Below are 18,869 nucleotides of genomic sequence, written 5' to 3' on the forward strand. Positions count from 1 at the left end.
CCTGAAATCCAATCATAAATCCACTCCCTTAGTAAGGATCTTATTCTTGCAGGATACCTGGTAACTTCTACAAAAATGATATCAATTAATAATTAATTCTATGTTTATAAAGATACAAATATCGGACAGTTTTAAAATTAGGACAGGTGTGACAAGCGATGGAGGGCGTATTGGTACAAATCCAAAGGAACAATTATAATATGCTTTTTCTTGATAGTCCCATGAAGTGTTGCTTATAGGTTTCACCATTTAAGATTTCTGATGAATGCTTTTTAAATAACCCTGTTTCTCTCAGGATTAGTAGTTTTTATTATTTCAATGATGAACGACTTTTGAATCAGGATAAATATTGTTACGGGATGGCTATTTGTTTGAGCCAACGTGGTAAGGGGTTTTTAGTCCGGCAACTCTTCTCTAAATTTTCCACATATCCTTTAATCGATTAGCCTCCTCCTGAGCTGTTACCTTAATATATTTGAGAAATATGGTTTCAGTTTTGTGAGATGTTATCATCATTATCAAACGACTTGGAACTCCCCGCAAATATTGATTTGTGGCGAAACTTCTTCTTGAGGTATGCGAGCTTACCAAATCAAATTTCTTGGTTTTTTCCGAGACCACTTTTCCCCCTTTTGTGATGGTTGTTACAATCTCTTCATTGATCTTAGCTTTTTCACAGATTTTTTTGATGTATTCATTCATTTTTTGATTTGAAATAGCTTTTGGAAGCTTGTAATCATATTTCTCCAAAATCTGTTTGACTAGGTTATGAATTGGGATAATAATTTTTTGCTCTGTCTTTTGAGTCCTGATTGTCAAGAAGTCATCCTTTATATTGTCGCCATCAACTTTCGACAGATCACCGAATCTTAAACCTGTCCAACAACCGATAATAAACAAATCGCGTACTTTATCTAAGTGTGGCAATTTAGAGAGATTTAACTTATAGAGCCGTTCAATTTCGCTTTCATTTAAATATATCGAATCACTATCTTCCTTTAAAACTTTAAACTTCTTACTCCTAAACTTGAGGTTGTCGTTTATTCCTCTTTCCGTTGCTTCATTAAGAAATACCTTTATTATTTTAATGTGTTTACCTATACTGTTTTTACTCAGTTCGGCATTGGTTAAATAGTTTATAAAGTCATTATAGAAGTTTAAATCAATGTCATTGAATTCAAGCCTTTTATTATTCGTCCTTGCCGCATGAAATGTCTTTAAATGCACCACTGTGGTATTGTAAGCTAGCATGGTTGCGGATGCACGTGTAGATTTCACATTCTCGAGGAAAAGCTCTATAAATTGTAGAAAGTCCGGCTTTATTTCCCGATTTTTTTTATTAAGTATTATGTTCGAGATATTTTCCTTAATGATTTCATCGTTTATTAATTCATTATTTAGTTGTAACCTCCTGTACATACTTTGTATTTGTTCAGAATAGCTATCGAGTTTTCCATTAATTTCTAAGCTTCCTGAAACTGAAGTTTTTACGCGTTTACTTTTTGGATTCCAATTTTTCTTATTAACAGTTTCGTTTGTGCTGAACATTAGCCTCCTATCATTATAAGAATAGTATAACAGGATTAATCTATTGTCTTTAGAATCAGCTTTGCTGTTTAAGTAGTAGTTTACTTTTGCCATGATCAAATTTAGCAAAAAGGATTATTATTACCTACAGAATTACTTACACTTTTTAGTTATTTCATCTTTATTTCATTTAGTCTGGTTTTTCTCAATTTAGTTATAACTAATTAAAATATAGTATTTTATGATAAATTAAAATAATTTATATTAATTAATATGTGGTCTCGTCGGGACCACAACTGTTAAGCCTTTGGATAAAATCTGAAGGCTTTATCATTTCATCACTTTTACAGCTTTAAGTCGTCCTTGCAAATTATTAACCATTCTGCAATGATTTTTTGTATCTAATTAAATAGCGCTGCAATTTCTATCAATTTAGTCTATCTAAATTTACCGTTTCTATAATATAATGCCTGATTTTGGTTGCAATAAGCATTAATTTAAACTTTTTGTTAAAATTATTGGCAAATATCATTTGTTTTACTACACGAATGATGTTAGATTTGGTAATCAACCATCCTAAGAGAAACCAAATAAAAGAAATTGGCAACTACAATATTTAGGTCTGCAATTGCAAAACATTCGATATTTTGGATATTATACTGGCTATACGAAATAGCCATCGTTTTAGTATTGGATGCTACAAAGCTTCTGTGGCAGGAAACCATTTTAATGGCCATTTTAAATACTTCAGTATTTTATTCCAGTGCCTACTGGGTAATGCCACAAAGAGGAAAGCAAATTTCCTATTTTAAATCGGTTTACAAGATTCTTTTGGTGCTTTGTAGTTATTTGGCTTTTAAAACGGCAATAACAGTATCCTTATTACACATAAATATAATAGAACATACAAACCTATATCAAAACTCTTTCGCCTATGTTATATCGGCAATATGGCGGAGCAGTTATTTTATTTTTCTTGGAATAGCATTTTGGTTTTCCCGGATGTCGATTTTAAGTGAGCAGGAATTAAGAAAAAAAGAGTTAGAAGAGCAGAAATTAAAAATGAGTATTCTGGATATGAAAATCGCCTACTTTAAATCGCGGATCAATCCACACGTGCTTTTTAATGCGCTAAACTTTCTGTATTCTGAATCGCTTGATTTATCTAAAGAACTTTCCAAAGGAATATTAACACTATCAGAAATCCTGCGATACTCTTTAAGAGACATAGAGGATGACGGAAAATCGTTATTGGTTGAAGAAATAGCGCAGATCAAAAATTTGATTCTCTTAAATCAGTTTAGATTTGGAAAGGAAATCCACTTTATACATCATGAAAAAGGAGTTACCAAAACACATAAAATAGTGCCGCTCATTTTAATAACGCTTGTAGAAAATGCGTTAAAGTTTGGAGAAATGACAGATGAGCATAACCCTATTAAGCTTAATATTGAAGTAAATAACGGGAAGCTAAGGGTTTCTTTAGAAAACAAGAAAAAAACGGAAACTTTACTAAGTGTTGAAGGATACGGAATTGGCCTTAAATTTATAACTTACCAACTTGACCGATATTATCAAAAAGATTATATCCTGAAAATTGATGATAAAGAAGAGTTTTATACTGTTACACTGGAAATAAATATTTAACATAATCAATGTCCCACCATGATAAAATGTTTAATTGTTGATGATGAACCGCATGCAATAGAAGTACTCAAAAAATTTTGCCAGCGAACGCCATACCTCGAAATTGCTGGCACCTTTAATAACGCCATTGAACCGATAGCGCTCATCGAAAGTGAAAAAATAGACCTGATTTTTTTGGATATCAATATGCCCAATTTTACCGGTCTGGATTTTGTGAAGAGCTTTGGCAATAAAGTAAATATTGTTTTAACAAGTGCATATTCCAATTATGCTATAAATGCATTTGATAACGATGTGATAGATTACCTGTTAAAACCTTTTTCTTTCGAAAGATTCCTGATCGCCACACAAAAGGTAATTAACAGGCTATCAAAGCCCGTTGCAGGTGTAGAGCATGCCAAGCCTGAAAAAAGAGAGCATATTTTTGTAAAAACGGATAAGAGTAAAATTGTAAAAATTAATTACGACGAAATCGTTTATATTGAAGGACTTAAAAATTATATTTCGCTTTATTTAACTGGTAACAGAAGGGTAATTACACTTTTAAATATGAAAACACTCGAAGAAAAACTCCAGCTCCATGGCGTATTGAGGGTTCATAAATCCTACCTGATCGCTCTTGATAAAATCATTTCATTAGATGGTGGTGTGGTTAATTTATCCGGTGCCGAAAAGCCTATCCCGATAGGAAGCACTTTCCGCACTTCGTTCCTGGATAGTTTAAAAGGAAGGATGTTAACATAATAACTATTTCATGATCCGATCCTTATCTTTTTTATTTACCATATTTTTGAGTACATATTCTTTGGCCCAATCTGTTTCTGCCCCCAGAGCCTATCTAAATTCGGCGCTGGCACTGATGAAATCGAATTCCATTCGCAAGAACGAACTTAACTGGACTTCTATTTACGAGTTTGCTTACAAGCAATCTGAAAAATGTACTACTATAGCTGAGTTATACCCGGTTATTGATAGCACTCTGACCATGTTGAACGATCAGCATTCTAGTTTTTATGCACCAGAAAAAGTAGCCGGATTATTTAAGGGATACAGGGCAAATGAGGAAGAACTGCCAATGGTAAGCGCAAAAATCGTTAAAAATGGATATGGTTATTTAAAAGTTCCCCATTTTTATTTTGCCAATAATGAAGAATGGGAAGAATTTGTAACGGATGCCTACAATAAGCTAAAAAAGCTGGATGTTTTAAAGCCAAAAGGTTGGATTATTGATTTACGTGATAATGACGGTGGAATGCTTGTGCCTATTTTGGGTGCAATAGCGCCATTTATAGAAGGATCGAAAGCCATAGGAATAAAAGATGCAGACGGTATCATTAAACATTATTACTATTCGGCAAATGCTGTTAAATATGGCGATTCGGTTGTTTATCAGTTTAAAACACCTTTAATTAAACTTGGCAGTAAAACAAAGCCTGTTGTTGTGCTGATTAACAAGCATACAGGTAGTTCGGGAGAATTTGCTGCTGCGGCTTTTATTGGTAGACCGGATACAAAACTCATGGGGTCAGAAACCAATGGCTTAACGTCTTCCAATACAGAATTCAAGCTTGCTGACGGGGCGTATCTTGTCATTACAAATGGTACATTGATAGATCGTAACAATTACGAGTACAAGGAAGTGGGCGCGGGTATAAAGCCCAACATCAAAATATTAAAAAAGGATCTGGAGAGCGACAAAATATTTAATATCGCAATAAAAGCAATGAAGTAGTCAGGCATATTTTAATACCACTTTACCCATACGGTTTTTATCGTTAAAAGCCATTTCTATAAACGGGCCTAAATTATCCAGTTGGTAAATGTTTTCGATGTTTACTTTTATCCTGCCACTCTTTAAATCTTCAATTCCGTTTAAAAGATCTTTTGTGTTGCCCAGGCAGTTGCCTATTAACTGCACATTTTTCATAATCATGTGGGCAAGCAGATAACCAAGAGACGCATTACCCGGCTGATTTAAGGCTATAAATTCGGGCTTTTGTTTATACAAGCCACAGGTGATGTACTTTCCGTTTACATTAACAAAAGGGAGTAATTTCTCAAAAAACACATCAGAAAACGGATCAAACACAATGTCAAAACCATTATTTAATCCATTAAATTTTCTGAGCGCCGTTTCAATGTCTTCAAGTTGATTGTATAAAACCACCTCATTTCCATCCTTTTTCAAAGCTTTAAATGTATTCTGGCTGCTTGTAAGGATTGTAGGTAAATATCCTTTCATTTTAAGCGTTTCGATAATAAAAAGGGAGGTGTTTGAACTTCCTGAAGTAACCAATATCCTGCTGTTCTTTTTTAATTTTGCCTTTCTGATCATGGCGTAAGAGGTTTGAAGTCCGATAGATATGGAAGCCGCAACTTCATCACTTAAATCATCATCAATTTTAATTAATTTATCTTCAAGCAGAAATTCATAGGCCATTGAAGCCCGGTTTGATGGAATGCCTTTGCGCGAAACACCCCGCATTGGTTTAATAAAATAATCACAATTTGGAATTACCCTGTCTCCTATCTTAATCGATCGTACTTTTTTACCTATGCCTACAACTTCTGCAACAAAATCAGACCCAAAAAAATGATGGCCCGATGGAGATTGTTTTAAATTGTTGTTAAGCGTAAATAACATGGATAAATCCCTGAAATTTATGGATATTGCTTTTTTTAAAACGAGAACCTTATAATCTCCAAGACTATCTTCGCCATCAGGAACTGGTTCAGGCGTTTTTAAGATTCCAAAATTGAATGGTTGATGATGGATCTGGGTCGAATACTTAAATTCAGGCCGTTTAGGGCCATTTGGGGGAAGCAATGCAAGTGATTTCATATTACATCAGAAATATTTTAGTCCATGAAGTTTCTTTGGGCGTTAACCGTTCGTTAAGCCTGATGGCAACTGCCCCGAGGCCGGCTTCAAAAACAAAAGGAGACTGGTAGGGATTAATTTCTTCGTATTTTGTATAAAAAAGCGAAAACTGTTGCTTTGTAAATTCTTCGCACCAGGTATTTTTACTAATTGCTGAAAGCTTTTGTAAAAGCAATAACTGTCCGGCAAGTCCATGCCTTAGTCCAATTTCTATTTTATCGGTTTTATTGTTTTTTGTTTTTTCGGTTGCAATTTCGAATAGTTTTCCGCAAAGGGTGTGTAAAGCGTTATCTTTAAATAAGGCAGCGAGTGTATATAGTAGGCACAATACACCAAAATCGCCATAACTCCAGCTTTGGCTGGCTGAGTAAGTGGGTATTGCCCCTGTTTTTTCAATTTTAATAGGAAATATAGATTGCTCTGATAAGTTAATTTGCTCTTTTAAATATTTTAGGGTTTGATCAAGTAAATCCCAGATCTGATCTTTTTGCTTAACCCGTTCATCGGTTACTGCTTTACATAGTACAAGTGCAGTGCCTGTTATGCCATGGGCAATACCCAGGTTAACATGTGAAAAAAAGCGATTCGGTTCGATAATCCGTTGCCGTGTGATCTGGTTTTTTTCTACGCCATTAATTAATGCAGAGAGGATACCATTAATGTATCCGGTATTTGCCATATCAGCTTTTTGATTTAAAAAATAAGATAGCGGGCCAGAACACCCAAATAAAAAATCGGTGTGCCCTAAATTGGCCTGAAGTGTGGCTCCCTTGAATATAATCTGATCAATATCCGTTAATTCTGCTAAAACCGAATCATCAAAAACCTCCTGTTCTATTAAATAGGCAATTACAGAGGTAAAACCCGAAAGCCCGGTACCCATTGAGGTATTGGTAAGTGAAGAACTGCTGGAAGATAGTCTATCAAATACATCTGCAACAATATCGAACGTCCTGTCTGTATTCAACAGGTCTTTGTTAAGCTGAGAAATAAGGTGCTGACAAATGCAATGCCCCATTGAGCCAGCCAATAGAGAATCGCCCGAATAATCGCTTTTTTGGAGCGAATCGGAAAATAATTTAGGGTTAAACATATAGGAAGAGGTGATCGGATGAATAAAAAAGGGTATCCGGTTTTCTTTCGGATACCCTTTTAGAAGTTCGAATTAGCTACAAGAATAGTGGATACTATCGCTTTCAAGCGCTTCTTCTTTTGGTTTAGGCTCGATGGTTACTTTAGTGCAGCAAGTGAAAGTAACACCACCTTGAATCTGGTCAAGATTTGAATCGTCTAATTTAGAGATTGATTTTTTGTTCAATGACAATTTTCTGTCTGTTAAGTTTTTCTTTTTCATGTTGTTGTTTTTTAAGTGGTTCTAATTATTTACCGCAAGAATAGTGTACACTGGTATCTTCAGCTAACTCTTCTGAAGCCTTTGTTTTGATTACAACTTCTGTGCAACAAGTAAAAGTTGCGCCACCTTGAATTTGGTCAAGATTTGAATCATCCAGGTTAGAGATCGCTTTTTTGTTCAGTGACAATTTTCTGTCTGTTAAATTTTTCTTTTTCATGTTTTTTGATTTTTATGGTTATAGATTTAATTGTTTTTAACTTTATTAATTCCCCGTAAGCCGGGTTTCTTTATCGTTTTGACAAGGGTAAAATTATGGCGATTGCAGCCTGGTATTTATAGTTAGAATTAATCATTTTGAGCAATCAAAATAGTAACTGCCGAAAACTGTGGCTACCGCTCTTATGCTTATCTTGCATGATGTAATTCGCTAACAGCCTAAACCTTAAAAACATGTCAAACTTTAAAAACAACTATTCATTTACCGATAATTTTGTAGTCAGGCTCCCTGTTTTTCCTTACCAAACGGCTTATACGGGAGAAGAAGTGAAGACTTATTTTAAAACCTCCGAATTGTTTAGAGAAGCTGTTTTTCTAGCTTCGCCTATTCTTTATGCCGAGGCAGATAAATGGATAAATAACCAGATAGAATCAAAACAGGAGGCCGATAAAATTTTGGTATCCTTAACCAAATACCTGATCAGGATGAGTACTAGATGTACACCTTTTGGACTATTTGCTACATGTTCTTCGGCAAAATGGAAAAACCGGAGCGACTTAACCATCAGTGATAAACTATCCCGGAAAACAAGGTTCGATATGCTCTATCTGTGCGAACTGGCCAAAAGTTTAGAGCAGCACGATAATATCAGGCATGCTTTAAAATATTATCCAAACAGTTCAATCTATCATCTTGGTGATGAAGTAAGGTATGTAGAATACCATGTTACCAACGCTAAAAGGTTTCATCAGATCAGTTCCGTTTTACGGTCGGAGGAGTTGCTTGCCCTTTTAAATGCATCAACAGATGGAAGCACAATTAAAGTACTGGCTGATGTGATCCAACAATTGGGTTATAGCCTTGAAGAAGCACAGGAGTTTGTAGAAAGCTGTATCTCATCGCAGGTTTTAACCAGTGAACTGGAGCCCGAGATTACCAATGAAGATGTACTGCAACAGATTATCAATATTTTAGAAAAAATTACTGCACAAGGGGTAGATATTGCTTTCGAATTGAAAACATTACAGCAATTGCAGAAAAACTTACAGGAGCTTGATGGAGCAGGGATTAACCAACCCGGAGCTTATCTTTCCATTATCGAAAATGCAAAAAAACTGAATGTGCCCATCAGCGAAAAATTTTTCTTTCAAACAGATGCTTTCCGCGCAGAAAACCAGTTTAGCCTTGATAAAGCGGTGCAGGAAGATATTATGGAGGCACTTCACGTGCTTTCTGCAATTAATCCGGTAAAGGAAAACAATAACCTTCAGCAATTTGCAAAGAAATTTTATCAGCGGTACGAAGAAAGAGAAGTGCCCATTCTTGAAGTACTCGATACCGAATCGGGCATAGGTTATCTTGCAAAACAAAAAAACGGTTATTCGCCTTTAATCGATGGACTAACATTAAATAAAAGATATGCTGATGCCCTTGGGATGGATATTTACCAGCAGGAACTTTTTTTGATAGCCAAACTGGAAGATGCCATGAGAAAGGGACTTAAAGAAATTGAAATTACCCGCGATGATTTAAAGGCCGCCGGAATTGATGTGATCAATAACGACCTCCCCAACAGCATGTCGGGTATAATTTATCATTTAGGCGGACAGAAAATTCATATAGAATCTTTTGCAGGTAGTAGCGCGATAAATGTACTTGGCAGGTTTGGACATGCAGATGAACAGATAAAGGAGACCATCCTCGACATTACCAGGCATGAATCTGAATTAGAAACTGACGCGGTTATTGCAGAAATTGTCCACTTACCCGAAAGCAGGGTTGGAAATATCCTGCTGCACCCTAAATACAGGAAATATGAAATTCCATATCTGGCTAAAAGCTCAGCCAGCCCGGAAGATACCATTAATCTGCAGGATATTTTGGTGTCGGTAAACAGGGGAAGGGTTGTTTTAAGGTCAAAAAGACTTAAAAAAGAAATACTTCCCAGGTTAAGCAATGCACATAATTATGTATATAATGCGCAACCGGTATATCAGTTTTTGTGCGATATGCAACAACAAACAGGAAGAAGGGGCTTATCGTTTAATTGGTTCGATTTGGCTAAAAAGTACAGGTTTTTACCCAGGGTAACGGTTGGTAATTCGATTGTTTCGCTGGCAACATGGACGCTTAACAAACAATATATGGCTGATTTTTCAAAGGCCTCTAAAAGCACAACCGACCTGGAATTGTGGTTGAAACAGCTCGGGCTGCCCGAAGTTGTAACACTTGTTGATGGCGACAATACTCTTTTAGTGGATTTTAGAGAGCAAAACTCCATTCAGTTGTTTTTAGACCTGATCAAAAAGCGAGAAACTTGTATCTTAAAAGAGCATCTGGCTGCTAACGGAGATTATCCGTTTAGGGATGCCAAAAGCCAGACGTATCTTAATCAGCTTATTGTTCCAATTGTTAAAAAACAGCAAGCGAAAACTGCATCTGCCGGACGTACTCAAGCCGATGTACCGAAAGCCCAAAGAACATTCTCTATCGGTTCTGAATGGTTATATTTTAAATTTTATTGCGGTGCCCAGATTAGTGAAAGAGTTGTGGCAGAAATCCTTGCGCCTTTAACACAGTTGTTAAAAGAAAAAGGCCTGATTAAAGAATGGTTCTTTTTAAGGTTTGCAGATCCGGACCTGCACCTCAGGGTAAGGTTTAAGTTAGCTGCAGTTGAGCGGATTGGTGAGGTAATCGCTATAGTAAACGAAAATTTATTACATTTTACCAGCAAAAAACTGATCTATAAGGTAACAACAGATACTTACGAAAGGGAAATTGAACGCTACGGGGATGAATATATTGAAAGGGCTGAGGAGATTTTTCATCATGACAGCGAGAGCGTAGTGCAGGTTTTAGGAAATATTGAAGGCAGTGAGGGCGAAACCATCCGGTGGTTATGGGGAATGAAATCGGTAGATGCTCTTTTAAATGATTTTAACCTGTCAACCGAAGAAAAGCTTATTTTCTTAACCCCCCTGAAAAGTGGTTTTGCAAATGAATTTAATGCCGATAAAAGCACAAATATGCAGATCAATAAAAAATACCGCGATTTTCGTAATGAAATTTATGATATTATGGGGAGCAAAAAGGAAAATGAACATCTTTATCAGCCATTGTTCGAAATAATAGAAAATCGTTCTGCACAGATAGGCGAAACCATTATTCCAAAAATGCGTGCTTTGACAGATGTGAAAGAAAATCAGAGGAAATTGTTCGATCTGTTGGCTAGTTTTACCCATATGCACATTATCCGCCTTTTCCCTTTTCAGCAGAGGTTGCATGAAATGATTATATATGAGTTTCTTTATACTTATTATAAAACGCAATTGGCGATAAAAAATGGCAAAACAAAAGAAAGTACATTGAGCCTGGCCTAGTAAGTCAGGTCATGTTATAATTACGTTATCAATAAAAAAGGGCCAATTGGCCCTTTTTATAATTATTGCTTGCAATCACGACTGTTTAGGTTTCGGATTTACCGGGAATTATAAGTTTATTGTTTCACCAATTTCTGGTAATAGTAACGTTTTCTTTTCGCGCTCAAATTTATCTACGGCAACTTTGGTATCAATTTCAATTACGGGGAAAGTGTTATAGTGCACGCCGATTACTTTATCGCAATCAAAATATTTGGTGGCAATTAATGCGTCATCAACATCCATGGTATAGTTTCCACCGATTGGTAAAATAGCATAGTCGAGGTTATAAATATCGGCTAAAACCTTCATTTCGATGGTTAAACCAGTATCACCTGCAAAGTAAATCTGCTTGCCATCTACTTCAAGCACAAAACCTGCAGGGTTACCGCCATAACTTCCATCAGGTAAACCCGACGAATGTGTAGCAGGCACCATACGTACTGCTCCCCAATCGAAAGTAAATTTACCAAAGTTCATTCCGTGTACTTTTTCTACACCTTGTTTAGAAGCCCAATCGGTAATTTCCGGCATTGCGATAACGGTTGCCTGAGTTTGTTTAGCCAGTTCAACTAAATCGGCCACATGATCGCCATGACCATGACTCACTAAAATATAATCAGCTTCAATTGATTTAATATTAATATGTTTAGCTAATGGATTGTGTGATATAAAAGGATCGAACAATAATTTTTTGCCGGCAGCTTCAAGCAGGAAGCAAGATTGGCCATAATAAGTGTATTTCATAATTGTAGTATCAGTTAAGGAATTTGAGTATCAAGTATTGAAATCTGAATATTAAGTATCAAGCTTGGAGCAGCAAGATTGATTTAACAATATTACTGGCCAAACATACCGCCTAAACCGCCCAGCATATCCTGCGCAGAGGCCTGCATTTCTGCAGCACTAACCTGCTCGGCACTTGCCATGGCTTTGTTAATTGCGGTTAACAACAGCTCTTCTAATTCTTCTTTATCGGCGCCTTTTAAAAATTCTTCATCAATAGCTACTCCGGTAATGGCCTTATTTGCTGTTGCAGTGATTTTTATCGCACCATTTTCAACTTCGCCATATACCGATATGGTATCTAAGCGCTTTTTAATTTCTTCGGCTTTTTGTTGAGCCGCAAATAATTTATCGAACATAATCGTTTTGTTTTATTATAAAACTAAATCCGGCCCAAAATCGTATTCGCTTCATCAAGAAAACGCTCAATTTTTTTAGTGCCTATAAAGCTTTTAAGGTTTAAAATGGTTGTTTTGTTTTTGGCAGGCAATAAAATTTCTGCCCTTACCTCAGTACCCGAATAAATAAGGTTGGTTGTTTTACGGATTACCTGAAAGCGGATGAGGTCTTCAAAAGGATATTCTTTTTTAAAACGGCCGGCAAAAGTAGAACGGATAATTTTTCTCTGGCTTTTATCAAAACGGATATTCGAAGTTGCCGCGAAAAGAAGTGCCAGGCCAATCGCCGCCGGAAAATAGGTTAAGAGTACTTTTTGAATAGGCCCTTCGTTTGCCAAAAAACCGGGACTAAACAATATCGCAATGGTAGCTCCGATAAAAATCAATCCAACAATGAAACTTCCTATCTTATTATCGCGCAAGAGGTAAACGCCTCCTTCTTCTTTAAAAAACCTGAAATCGTATATTGTCTGTTTAGGAATTACAGGTGCATTGGCGAATACTAGCTCATCAATTTTTGGTAGCACTTCCTGCTGAAAAGAGATTAGATTAGCATCATTGGCTTTGCCATATCCGGACGAAACAAGAATGCCTCTGCCATGCCGGTTACTTTTTTTGAACAGTTTATAATTGAAACCGCTTCCGAGTATCTGATAGGGTTCTACTGAGGCAATATCATCAAACGGAACTGATCCCGTTGGTAAAAAAGCAATTCTTTTATATAAAACCCTGCTGTTGCCATCAAAAATAACTTTGGTTTCGGCAACAAAAATCAACAGTAACGGAATCAGTAGAAGGAAGCCATAATAGCCTATGGTGAGGCCGGCAGAATAACCTTGTACCGATCTTGATAAATAGAAAATTAATGCCGCAATTAATACAAAAAATATAAGCCCAACTATCCTTAAATTTCTTTTAGGATAGATGGTTAATGTACCTGGGCTGATAATCCATTTTGTTTTTGCCATAAATTTAATCTTCGTCAGAACCTGGCAAACTGCCGTTGCCGTGATAAGCCCCCTTACGGATAATTGGCATATCGAAGTGCTTGTAAAGATCGTCGAGATGCATTAAACTTCCATTGGTCAGGTTGCCTAAAAACACAATAACAATGTTTTTGTTTAAATCTCTTACATAAATGTGGCGGAAACCATGCCACCAGCCCGTATGGTACACTACTTTATCCATTTTTTCGCCATCGAACATTCTCCAGCCATAACCGTAGTTAAAGTGTCCGTTTACAGGCTTATTGTGACCAGTATAGGCAGAATCGAGGCTTTTTTGGGTCAATAGTCTGCCGTTTTTCAGGTATTTATCAAACAGTACCAAATCATGTACGGTACTGTAAATGCCTTTATCTCCAACGGGGCCATCCAGAAAGTTTTGCGCAACAGAATAACGCCAGGTACGATCGTGACCAACCACATCAACCGGGATTTTTTCGTATTCAGTTGTGCTATATACGTGGGTATGTTTTAATCCGGCGGGTTTAAAAACGTGCTCCATCATGTATTGCGAATAACGCTGTCCGGTTACTTTTTCTATAATCGCACCCAAAACCATAAAGTTTGAGTTATTATAATGGAAACGGTTATCGGGTTTGGTATAAGGATTGGGTTTACGCTCGGCAATTACATCCATTACTTCCTGGTTGGTTACGCCTTTTTTCATCGGGCGCTTTTCTTTACGCCAGATATCGTCGATAAAGTAAACGTAATTCATCATGCCGCTGCGGTGCGAAAGCAATAACTTAACGGTTATCCCATCGTAAGGGAAATTAGGATAAAACTTTTTAACGTTATCATTTAATGATAGTTTACCGGCCTCAACCAGTCGCATAATAGCAGTACCTGTAAAAGTTTTGGTAATTGAGGCGAGTTCAAATTCAGAATTGATGTTTAAGCTATCGCGGTGCAGGTAATCGGCCCATCCAATGGCTTTTTCATAAAGGATTTTGCCATCTTTGGCCACCAGCATATTTCCGTTGAAACCATATCTTTTATGCAGGTTATCTACAAAATCAGCGATCCATTTGTCGCCTTTTTGTGGATTATAAACTAATAACAGGCTGTCGGCTTTATCATCTTCTTTGGTGCGGATTTTTCTATCAGCGGCTTTTTTCTCTTCAGATTTTTTACCTGAACAGGCGGTTAATAGAGTTGCGGAGAGGGCTAATGCTGAACATATATATCGAAAATTCATTTATATCAGGGATAGTGTATTTAAAACCCGAAAATTAAAGAATTTTAGACGGTAAAAACGAAAGAGTTTTACACATTTTCGCATTTTTGATTGTACCAGCATTCAAATAAATGGCCTTTGCTTCCATAAACAGGGTCGCTGTCAGGATTTTTTACTTTGGCAATGTCTTCGTCTGCTTCAGCACGCTCTTCGGGCTTACCATATTTGATATTATATTCTGCTCCATTCGGATAGGCACCCACTACCGTAAAATCATCGGTGGAGTTTAATTTCTTATGTGCTACACCTGCCGGAATGATAATTACATCGCCTTTATCCAGTTCGATACAAACCCCGTGATCGCCACCAAACTGTACATCGGCCTTGCCACAGAAAACACCCATCACTTCATGCGTATTGCTATGGTAATGGTGATAATCAAAAATGCCGTCAACCCACGAATTAGTATAGCCGTTTTGCGCAAAAACCTTTCTGATCACGTCTTCGGTATCATCAGGATGCAACCTGAAAGTACCTTTATAAATCATTAATGGCAAATTGGGATTATTAGGGAAATTGCCATTCTCTTCTATCTTGTGCGCAACCAGGTAAGCTTCTTGTATCAATTTTTCTTTGTCCATGATTTGGGTGTTTTAATAATTAACAAAGGAATTGGAAAAGGGTTTAGCGATATGGTTAGTTTCCCGCAGATTTATATCAAAAGGGGTCGTCATTGCGAGAAGGCTTTTTCAGCCGGCGAAGCAATCTTAATGCGGATGTTCGTAGCGATCGTTGTAAGATTGCTTCCCCGAAAATTCGGGGCAGGCTGTCGCACCTCCCCGCAATGACGATTATCTCTATTTCTGGCTTGCCGCCCAGGTATCCATTTTAGCTTCAAAAACTGATAATGGGAATGATCCGTCTTTTAACACTGCGGTATGAAAAGCAGCAAGTTTAAATTTCGGGCCTAGTTCTTTTTCGTATTTAGTTCTTAGCTCGCGTATTTTCATGGCGCCGGTTTTGTAGCCTAAGGCCTGTGCGGGCATCCCCATATAACGTTCAATTTCAGCAGTAGCACCTTCGGTACTGATGGCTTCGTTATCCGTCATATATTTAATGGCATCTTCCCTGCTCATGTTCTTGCTATGGATGGCCACATCAACCACTAAACGGATGGCACGGTGCATTTCATCTCCCAAAGCGCCCATGTGTTGGTAAGGATCCTGATAAAGGCCCAGTTCTTTGCCCAGCGATTCGCAGTAAAGTGCCCAGCCTTCTACATAAGCATTGTGCCCGCCAAAACGGCGAAAATTTGGTAGTGATTTATTCTCCTGGGTTAAAGAAATCTGGTAATGGTGACCAGGGATTGCCTCATGAAGAAATAACGATTCCATGCCCGAAGTGGTGTTGAATTTTTTGGCATCTAGAATCGGCACATAAAATATTCCCGGACGAGAGCCATCTGCAGAACCCTGATTATACTCTGCACTAGCCGATGCTGCCCTGAAAGCCTCTGTTTGACGGATTTCAAATGGAGTTTTCGGTTCCACTTCAAACATCTTTTTTAAATTGGGTTTCATGCGCTGGTGAATATCCTCAAAAGCAGCTAAAATTTCCTGAGGTGTTTTATAAGGCATGAATTTTTTATCTGTTTTCATGTATTCAAAAAAGGCTTTTAAATCGCCCTTAAAACCAACCAGGTTTTTAATGCTGTCCATTTGGCCTTTAATGCGGGCTACTTCTTTTAAACCCGTCTGATAAATTTCTTCGGGAGTTTTATTGGTGGTAGTTTGTTGCTTTACCAGATAAGTGTACCAGGCTAAGCCACCCGGCATAGCAGAATATCCTGAAGTGGTGCGGCTTTTTGGCAGGTATTCATTTTGTAAATAATCGCCTAGCTTTTTATAGGTTGGAATAATTACCTTGTTGATCGAATTGAGGTATGCTGCTGTTAATCGCTGTTTATCTGCCGCAGAAAAACTGTTTGGAATTGATTTGATGGGGCCGTAAAATAAACTTTCTTCCGGTTTGGCTACCACCATGCTCTGCATCTGTGGGATCATTTTTACCACCAACGCTTTTGGCAATACAATGCCTGCTGCCACACCTTTTTTGAAGTTTCCAATGGCGGTATCGGCCCATACCGAAAATGCATCAGCACGTTTTAACCAATCTTCATAATTTTTTACGGTTTTAAAAGGCTGAGCTCCTGTGCCGGAACCCAATTGCCCAATGGTTAGGGGCAAGGCAGTCATTTGGTTAAATGGCAGGTATTCTGAATGGTATTTCAAGCCTTCTAAATTGATTTCCAGCTGATCTTTCAGATAATCGAAAGATAGTTTATCATTTGCATTAAGGTTTTCGCGGTCGTATTTGCCTAAGCTATCCAAATAACGCTGATTGTAACTTTTAAATTCTTTTAAATAGGCTTGCGATCCATCGTTTGCCAAAAGATCGTTATAACGCTCATCGCCAATGTAAGTAGCATTAAGGGGATTTATTTTTAATCCATCCTGATAATATTGTTCGCAAAGTGCCGAAAAAGCTTTATTTTCTGTACCATTATCAGAATTGTTTTTTTGCTTACAGGCAAGCATAGCAGTAATGCATGCAGCAAAAAGAAGTGTTTTTTTCATTTGGGTTTTAAGTTAGTATCTAATCAAAAATAGCAAATTAAGTCGCTATTTACGAAAAGCCTTAAACGCAAAAAGCCACCCTGAAAGGATGGCTTTAAATATACAGTCAGTATAAACTGAAAACTGTGAATTGCTAACTGATTAAGCCAATAACCTGATCGGCTCTTCTAATAAACCTTTTAATGTTTGTAAGAATTGTGCTCCTGTTGCCCCATCAACCACACGGTGATCGCAACCTAAAGTTAATTTCATTACGTTACCAGGAACAACAGCACCGTTTTTAACAACAGGAATTTGCTGAATGGCACCTACTGATAAAATTGCACCGTCAGGAGAGTTGATGATTGAGGTAAACTCATCAATACCAAACATACCCAGGTTAGATACGGTGAAAGTAGAACCTTCCCAATCAGCAGGTTGTAATTTTTTAGCTTTTGCTTTTCCACCGAAATCTTTCACTTCAGCAGAAATGTGCGATAATGATTTGCCATCAGCAAAACGTACAACCGGTACCAATAAACCGTCTTCAACAGCCATCGCTACACCAATGTTGGTATGTTCGTTAAACCTGATTTTATCGCCACCCCATGATGAATTAACTGCCGGGTGTTTTTTCAATGCAACGGCTACCGCTTTAATTACGATATCGTTGAAAGAAACTTTAACCGGAGCAACAGCGTTGATTGCCGTACGGGCAGCCATTGCGTTATCCATATCAATGCTGATGGTTAAATAGAAGTGTGGAGCGGTAAATAAACTTTCGGCCAAACGTTTTGCAATTACTTTACGCATTTGCGAAACCGGAGCTTCTGTATATTTAACCTCACCAACAAATGTTGGGATAACCGGTGCTGGCGCAGCAGCTTTGTCAGCAGCAGGAGCTGAAGCAGATTCTGCTTTAGCCGGAGCGGCCGATGGTTTGAAGTTTTCGATATCTTTTTTAATGATACGGCCGCCTTCTGCACTACCTGCAACCTGGGCTAAATCGATTCCTTTATCTTTAGCAATTTTTTTAGCTAAAGGAGATGCTTTAACACGGCTATCTGAAGAACTTTCTGCAACAGGAGCAGATGTATTTGCATCAGCAGTTGCAGCTTGTTTTTCTTCTTTTGGCGCTTCAGTACTTTCAGCTTTAGGTGCCGGAGCAGATCCACCAGCTAAAATCCCGCTAACGTCAGTTCCTTCCGGGCCAACAATTGCGATAATTCCGTTTACTTTAGCGGCCTGGCCTTTTTCTACACCAATGTGTAATAAAGTTCCGGTTGCATAACCCATTACTTCCATAGTTGCCTTATCGGTTTCTACATCAGCAAGAACATCATCATCCTTCACTTTATCGCCCACTTTTTTATGCCATTCGGCAATTACGCCTTCTGTCATGGTATCACTTAATAAAGGCATGCGGATAACCGTAACACCTTTAGCAGCCAATTCTTCTTCGCTTAAACCACCGCCTTGAGCAGGGGCAGCTTCTTCTTTTTTATCTTCAGCTTTAGGCGCTTCATCTTTGCTTTCAGACTTCGGACTTGCCGACTCCTGACTTCCTGATTGTTCTGCCTCTAAAGCTGCTTTATAATCTTCGCCTTCTTTACCAATAACGGCCATGATGGCATCAACCGGAACAGCTGATCCTTCTTCTACACCTACGTACAAAAGGGTACCATCCCAATAAGATTCCATATCCATTGTTGCTTTGTCAGTTTCTACTTCTGCCAAAACATCACCGCTTTTCACTTTATCGCCCACTTTTTTGTGCCACTTCGCCAAAACCCCTTCGGTCATGGTGTCGCTCATTTTGGGCATTTTAATTACATCAGCCATTA

At 37.7% G+C, this 18,869-nt stretch carries 16 protein-coding genes; 4 read left to right on the forward strand and 12 right to left on the reverse strand.

Translation table 11 applies throughout. The annotated features are described in order from the left end of the window. Positions 1 to 414 precede the first annotated feature (414 nt). Positions 415 to 1,641 (reverse strand): site-specific integrase, encoded by a 1,227-nt coding sequence (locus tag ABD769_RS11050; RefSeq protein WP_344851476.1) that lies wholly within the window; start codon positions 1,639 to 1,641, stop codon positions 415 to 417. Between the two features lie 486 nt (positions 1,642 to 2,127). Between ABD769_RS11050 and ABD769_RS11055 the strand changes: the two genes are divergently transcribed. From ABD769_RS11055 to ABD769_RS11065, 3 genes are all read left to right on the forward strand, one after another. Continuing rightward, entirely contained in the window at positions 2,128 to 3,174 is a 1,047-nt protein-coding gene (locus ABD769_RS11055) for a sensor histidine kinase (protein ID WP_344851477.1), read from the forward strand. Between the two features lie 18 nt (positions 3,175 to 3,192). Continuing rightward, positions 3,193 to 3,918 carry a LytR/AlgR family response regulator transcription factor gene (locus tag ABD769_RS11060; RefSeq protein WP_344851478.1) on the forward strand — a complete coding sequence of 242 codons (726 nt, stop codon included), beginning with the start codon at positions 3,193 to 3,195 and terminating at the stop codon, positions 3,916 to 3,918. Positions 3,919 to 4,033: 115 nt separating this feature from the next. Then, on the forward strand, positions 4,034 to 4,906 hold the full coding sequence (locus ABD769_RS11065) for a S41 family peptidase (protein WP_344851479.1): 873 nt from the start codon (positions 4,034 to 4,036) through the stop codon (positions 4,904 to 4,906). On the opposite strand, the gene ABD769_RS11070 is transcribed toward ABD769_RS11065, so the two are convergent. The 4 genes from ABD769_RS11070 to ABD769_RS11085 form a co-directional block, all read right to left on the reverse strand. Continuing rightward, a complete protein-coding gene (locus ABD769_RS11070) occupies positions 4,907 to 6,016 on the reverse strand; it encodes an alcohol dehydrogenase catalytic domain-containing protein (protein ID WP_344851480.1) in 1,110 nt (369 codons plus the stop codon). Between the two features lies 1 nt (position 6,017). Continuing rightward, the gene (locus ABD769_RS11075; protein WP_344851481.1) at positions 6,018 to 7,148 is read right to left on the reverse strand and encodes a lanthionine synthetase LanC family protein; all 1,131 of its coding nucleotides are present in this window, start codon (positions 7,146 to 7,148) and stop codon (positions 6,018 to 6,020) included. 72 nt (positions 7,149 to 7,220) lie between these two features. Beyond that, positions 7,221 to 7,409: a class I lanthipeptide gene (locus tag ABD769_RS11080; protein ID WP_344851482.1), complete on the reverse strand. Its 189-nt coding sequence runs from the start codon at positions 7,407 to 7,409 to the stop codon at positions 7,221 to 7,223. Positions 7,410 to 7,434: 25 nt separating this feature from the next. Continuing rightward, complete coding sequence (locus tag ABD769_RS11085) at positions 7,435 to 7,626, reverse strand: class I lanthipeptide (RefSeq protein WP_344851483.1); 192 nt, start codon at positions 7,624 to 7,626, stop codon at positions 7,435 to 7,437. Positions 7,627 to 7,859: 233 nt separating this feature from the next. Between ABD769_RS11085 and ABD769_RS11090 the strand changes: the two genes are divergently transcribed. Further along, the gene (locus ABD769_RS11090) at positions 7,860 to 11,006 is read left to right on the forward strand and encodes a lantibiotic dehydratase (protein ID WP_344851484.1); all 3,147 of its coding nucleotides are present in this window, start codon (positions 7,860 to 7,862) and stop codon (positions 11,004 to 11,006) included. A gap of 108 nt (positions 11,007 to 11,114) precedes the next feature. Here the strand turns inward: ABD769_RS11090 and ABD769_RS11095 are convergent, their stop codons facing one another. From ABD769_RS11095 to ABD769_RS11125, 7 genes are all read right to left on the reverse strand, one after another. Next, a complete protein-coding gene (locus ABD769_RS11095; RefSeq protein WP_344851485.1) occupies positions 11,115 to 11,792 on the reverse strand; it encodes a metal-dependent hydrolase in 678 nt (225 codons plus the stop codon). Positions 11,793 to 11,884: 92 nt separating this feature from the next. Next, positions 11,885 to 12,190 (reverse strand): YbaB/EbfC family nucleoid-associated protein, encoded by a 306-nt coding sequence (locus ABD769_RS11100; protein WP_090497846.1) that lies wholly within the window; start codon positions 12,188 to 12,190, stop codon positions 11,885 to 11,887. A gap of 23 nt (positions 12,191 to 12,213) precedes the next feature. Then, on the reverse strand, positions 12,214 to 13,197 hold the full coding sequence (locus tag ABD769_RS11105; protein WP_344851486.1) for a hypothetical protein: 984 nt from the start codon (positions 13,195 to 13,197) through the stop codon (positions 12,214 to 12,216). Positions 13,198 to 13,201: 4 nt separating this feature from the next. Next, a complete protein-coding gene (locus ABD769_RS11110) occupies positions 13,202 to 14,431 on the reverse strand; it encodes a serine hydrolase domain-containing protein (RefSeq protein ID WP_344851487.1) in 1,230 nt (409 codons plus the stop codon). A gap of 68 nt (positions 14,432 to 14,499) precedes the next feature. Next, positions 14,500 to 15,051, reverse strand: coding sequence for a cupin domain-containing protein (locus ABD769_RS11115; protein WP_344851488.1), 552 nt, complete (start codon positions 15,049 to 15,051; stop codon positions 14,500 to 14,502). A 216-nt stretch (positions 15,052 to 15,267) separates the two neighbouring features. Further along, a complete protein-coding gene (locus ABD769_RS11120; protein ID WP_344851489.1) occupies positions 15,268 to 17,046 on the reverse strand; it encodes a DUF885 domain-containing protein in 1,779 nt (592 codons plus the stop codon). Between the two features lie 141 nt (positions 17,047 to 17,187). Beyond that, positions 17,188 to 18,867 (reverse strand): pyruvate dehydrogenase complex dihydrolipoamide acetyltransferase, encoded by a 1,680-nt coding sequence (locus ABD769_RS11125; RefSeq protein ID WP_344851490.1) that lies wholly within the window; start codon positions 18,865 to 18,867, stop codon positions 17,188 to 17,190. Positions 18,868 to 18,869 lie beyond the last annotated feature (2 nt).

The organism is Pedobacter jeongneungensis (assembly GCF_039538295.1).
GTDB classification, from domain to species: Bacteria; Bacteroidota; Bacteroidia; order Sphingobacteriales; family Sphingobacteriaceae; genus Pedobacter; species Pedobacter jeongneungensis.

Bases quoted from the DNA above. Each gene is read 5' to 3' on its own strand.
- ABD769_RS11050 (WP_344851476.1), bottom strand. From the start codon at position 1,641: ATGGCAAAAGTAAACTACTACTTAAACAGCAAAGCTGATTCTAAAGAC.
- ABD769_RS11060 (WP_344851478.1), top strand. From the start codon at position 3,193: ATGATAAAATGTTTAATTGTTGATGATGAACCGCATGCAATAGAAGTA.
- ABD769_RS11065 (WP_344851479.1), top strand. From the start codon at position 4,034: ATGAAATCGAATTCCATTCGCAAGAACGAACTTAACTGGACTTCTATT.
- ABD769_RS11070 (WP_344851480.1), bottom strand. From the start codon at position 6,016: ATGAAATCACTTGCATTGCTTCCCCCAAATGGCCCTAAACGGCCTGAA.
- ABD769_RS11075 (WP_344851481.1), bottom strand. From the start codon at position 7,148: ATGTTTAACCCTAAATTATTTTCCGATTCGCTCCAAAAAAGCGATTAT.
- ABD769_RS11080 (WP_344851482.1), bottom strand. From the start codon at position 7,409: ATGAAAAAGAAAAACTTAACAGACAGAAAATTGTCATTGAACAAAAAA.
- ABD769_RS11085 (WP_344851483.1), bottom strand. From the start codon at position 7,626: ATGAAAAAGAAAAATTTAACAGACAGAAAATTGTCACTGAACAAAAAA.
- ABD769_RS11090 (WP_344851484.1), top strand. From the start codon at position 7,860: ATGTCAAACTTTAAAAACAACTATTCATTTACCGATAATTTTGTAGTC.
- ABD769_RS11095 (WP_344851485.1), bottom strand. From the start codon at position 11,792: ATGAAATACACTTATTATGGCCAATCTTGCTTCCTGCTTGAAGCTGCC.
- ABD769_RS11100 (WP_090497846.1), bottom strand. From the start codon at position 12,190: ATGTTCGATAAATTATTTGCGGCTCAACAAAAAGCCGAAGAAATTAAA.
- ABD769_RS11105 (WP_344851486.1), bottom strand. From the start codon at position 13,197: ATGGCAAAAACAAAATGGATTATCAGCCCAGGTACATTAACCATCTAT.
- ABD769_RS11110 (WP_344851487.1), bottom strand. From the start codon at position 14,431: ATGAATTTTCGATATATATGTTCAGCATTAGCCCTCTCCGCAACTCTA.
- ABD769_RS11115 (WP_344851488.1), bottom strand. From the start codon at position 15,051: ATGGACAAAGAAAAATTGATACAAGAAGCTTACCTGGTTGCGCACAAG.
- ABD769_RS11120 (WP_344851489.1), bottom strand. From the start codon at position 17,046: ATGAAAAAAACACTTCTTTTTGCTGCATGCATTACTGCTATGCTTGCC.
- ABD769_RS11125 (WP_344851490.1), bottom strand. From the start codon at position 18,867: ATGGCTGATGTAATTAAAATGCCCAAAATGAGCGACACCATGACCGAA.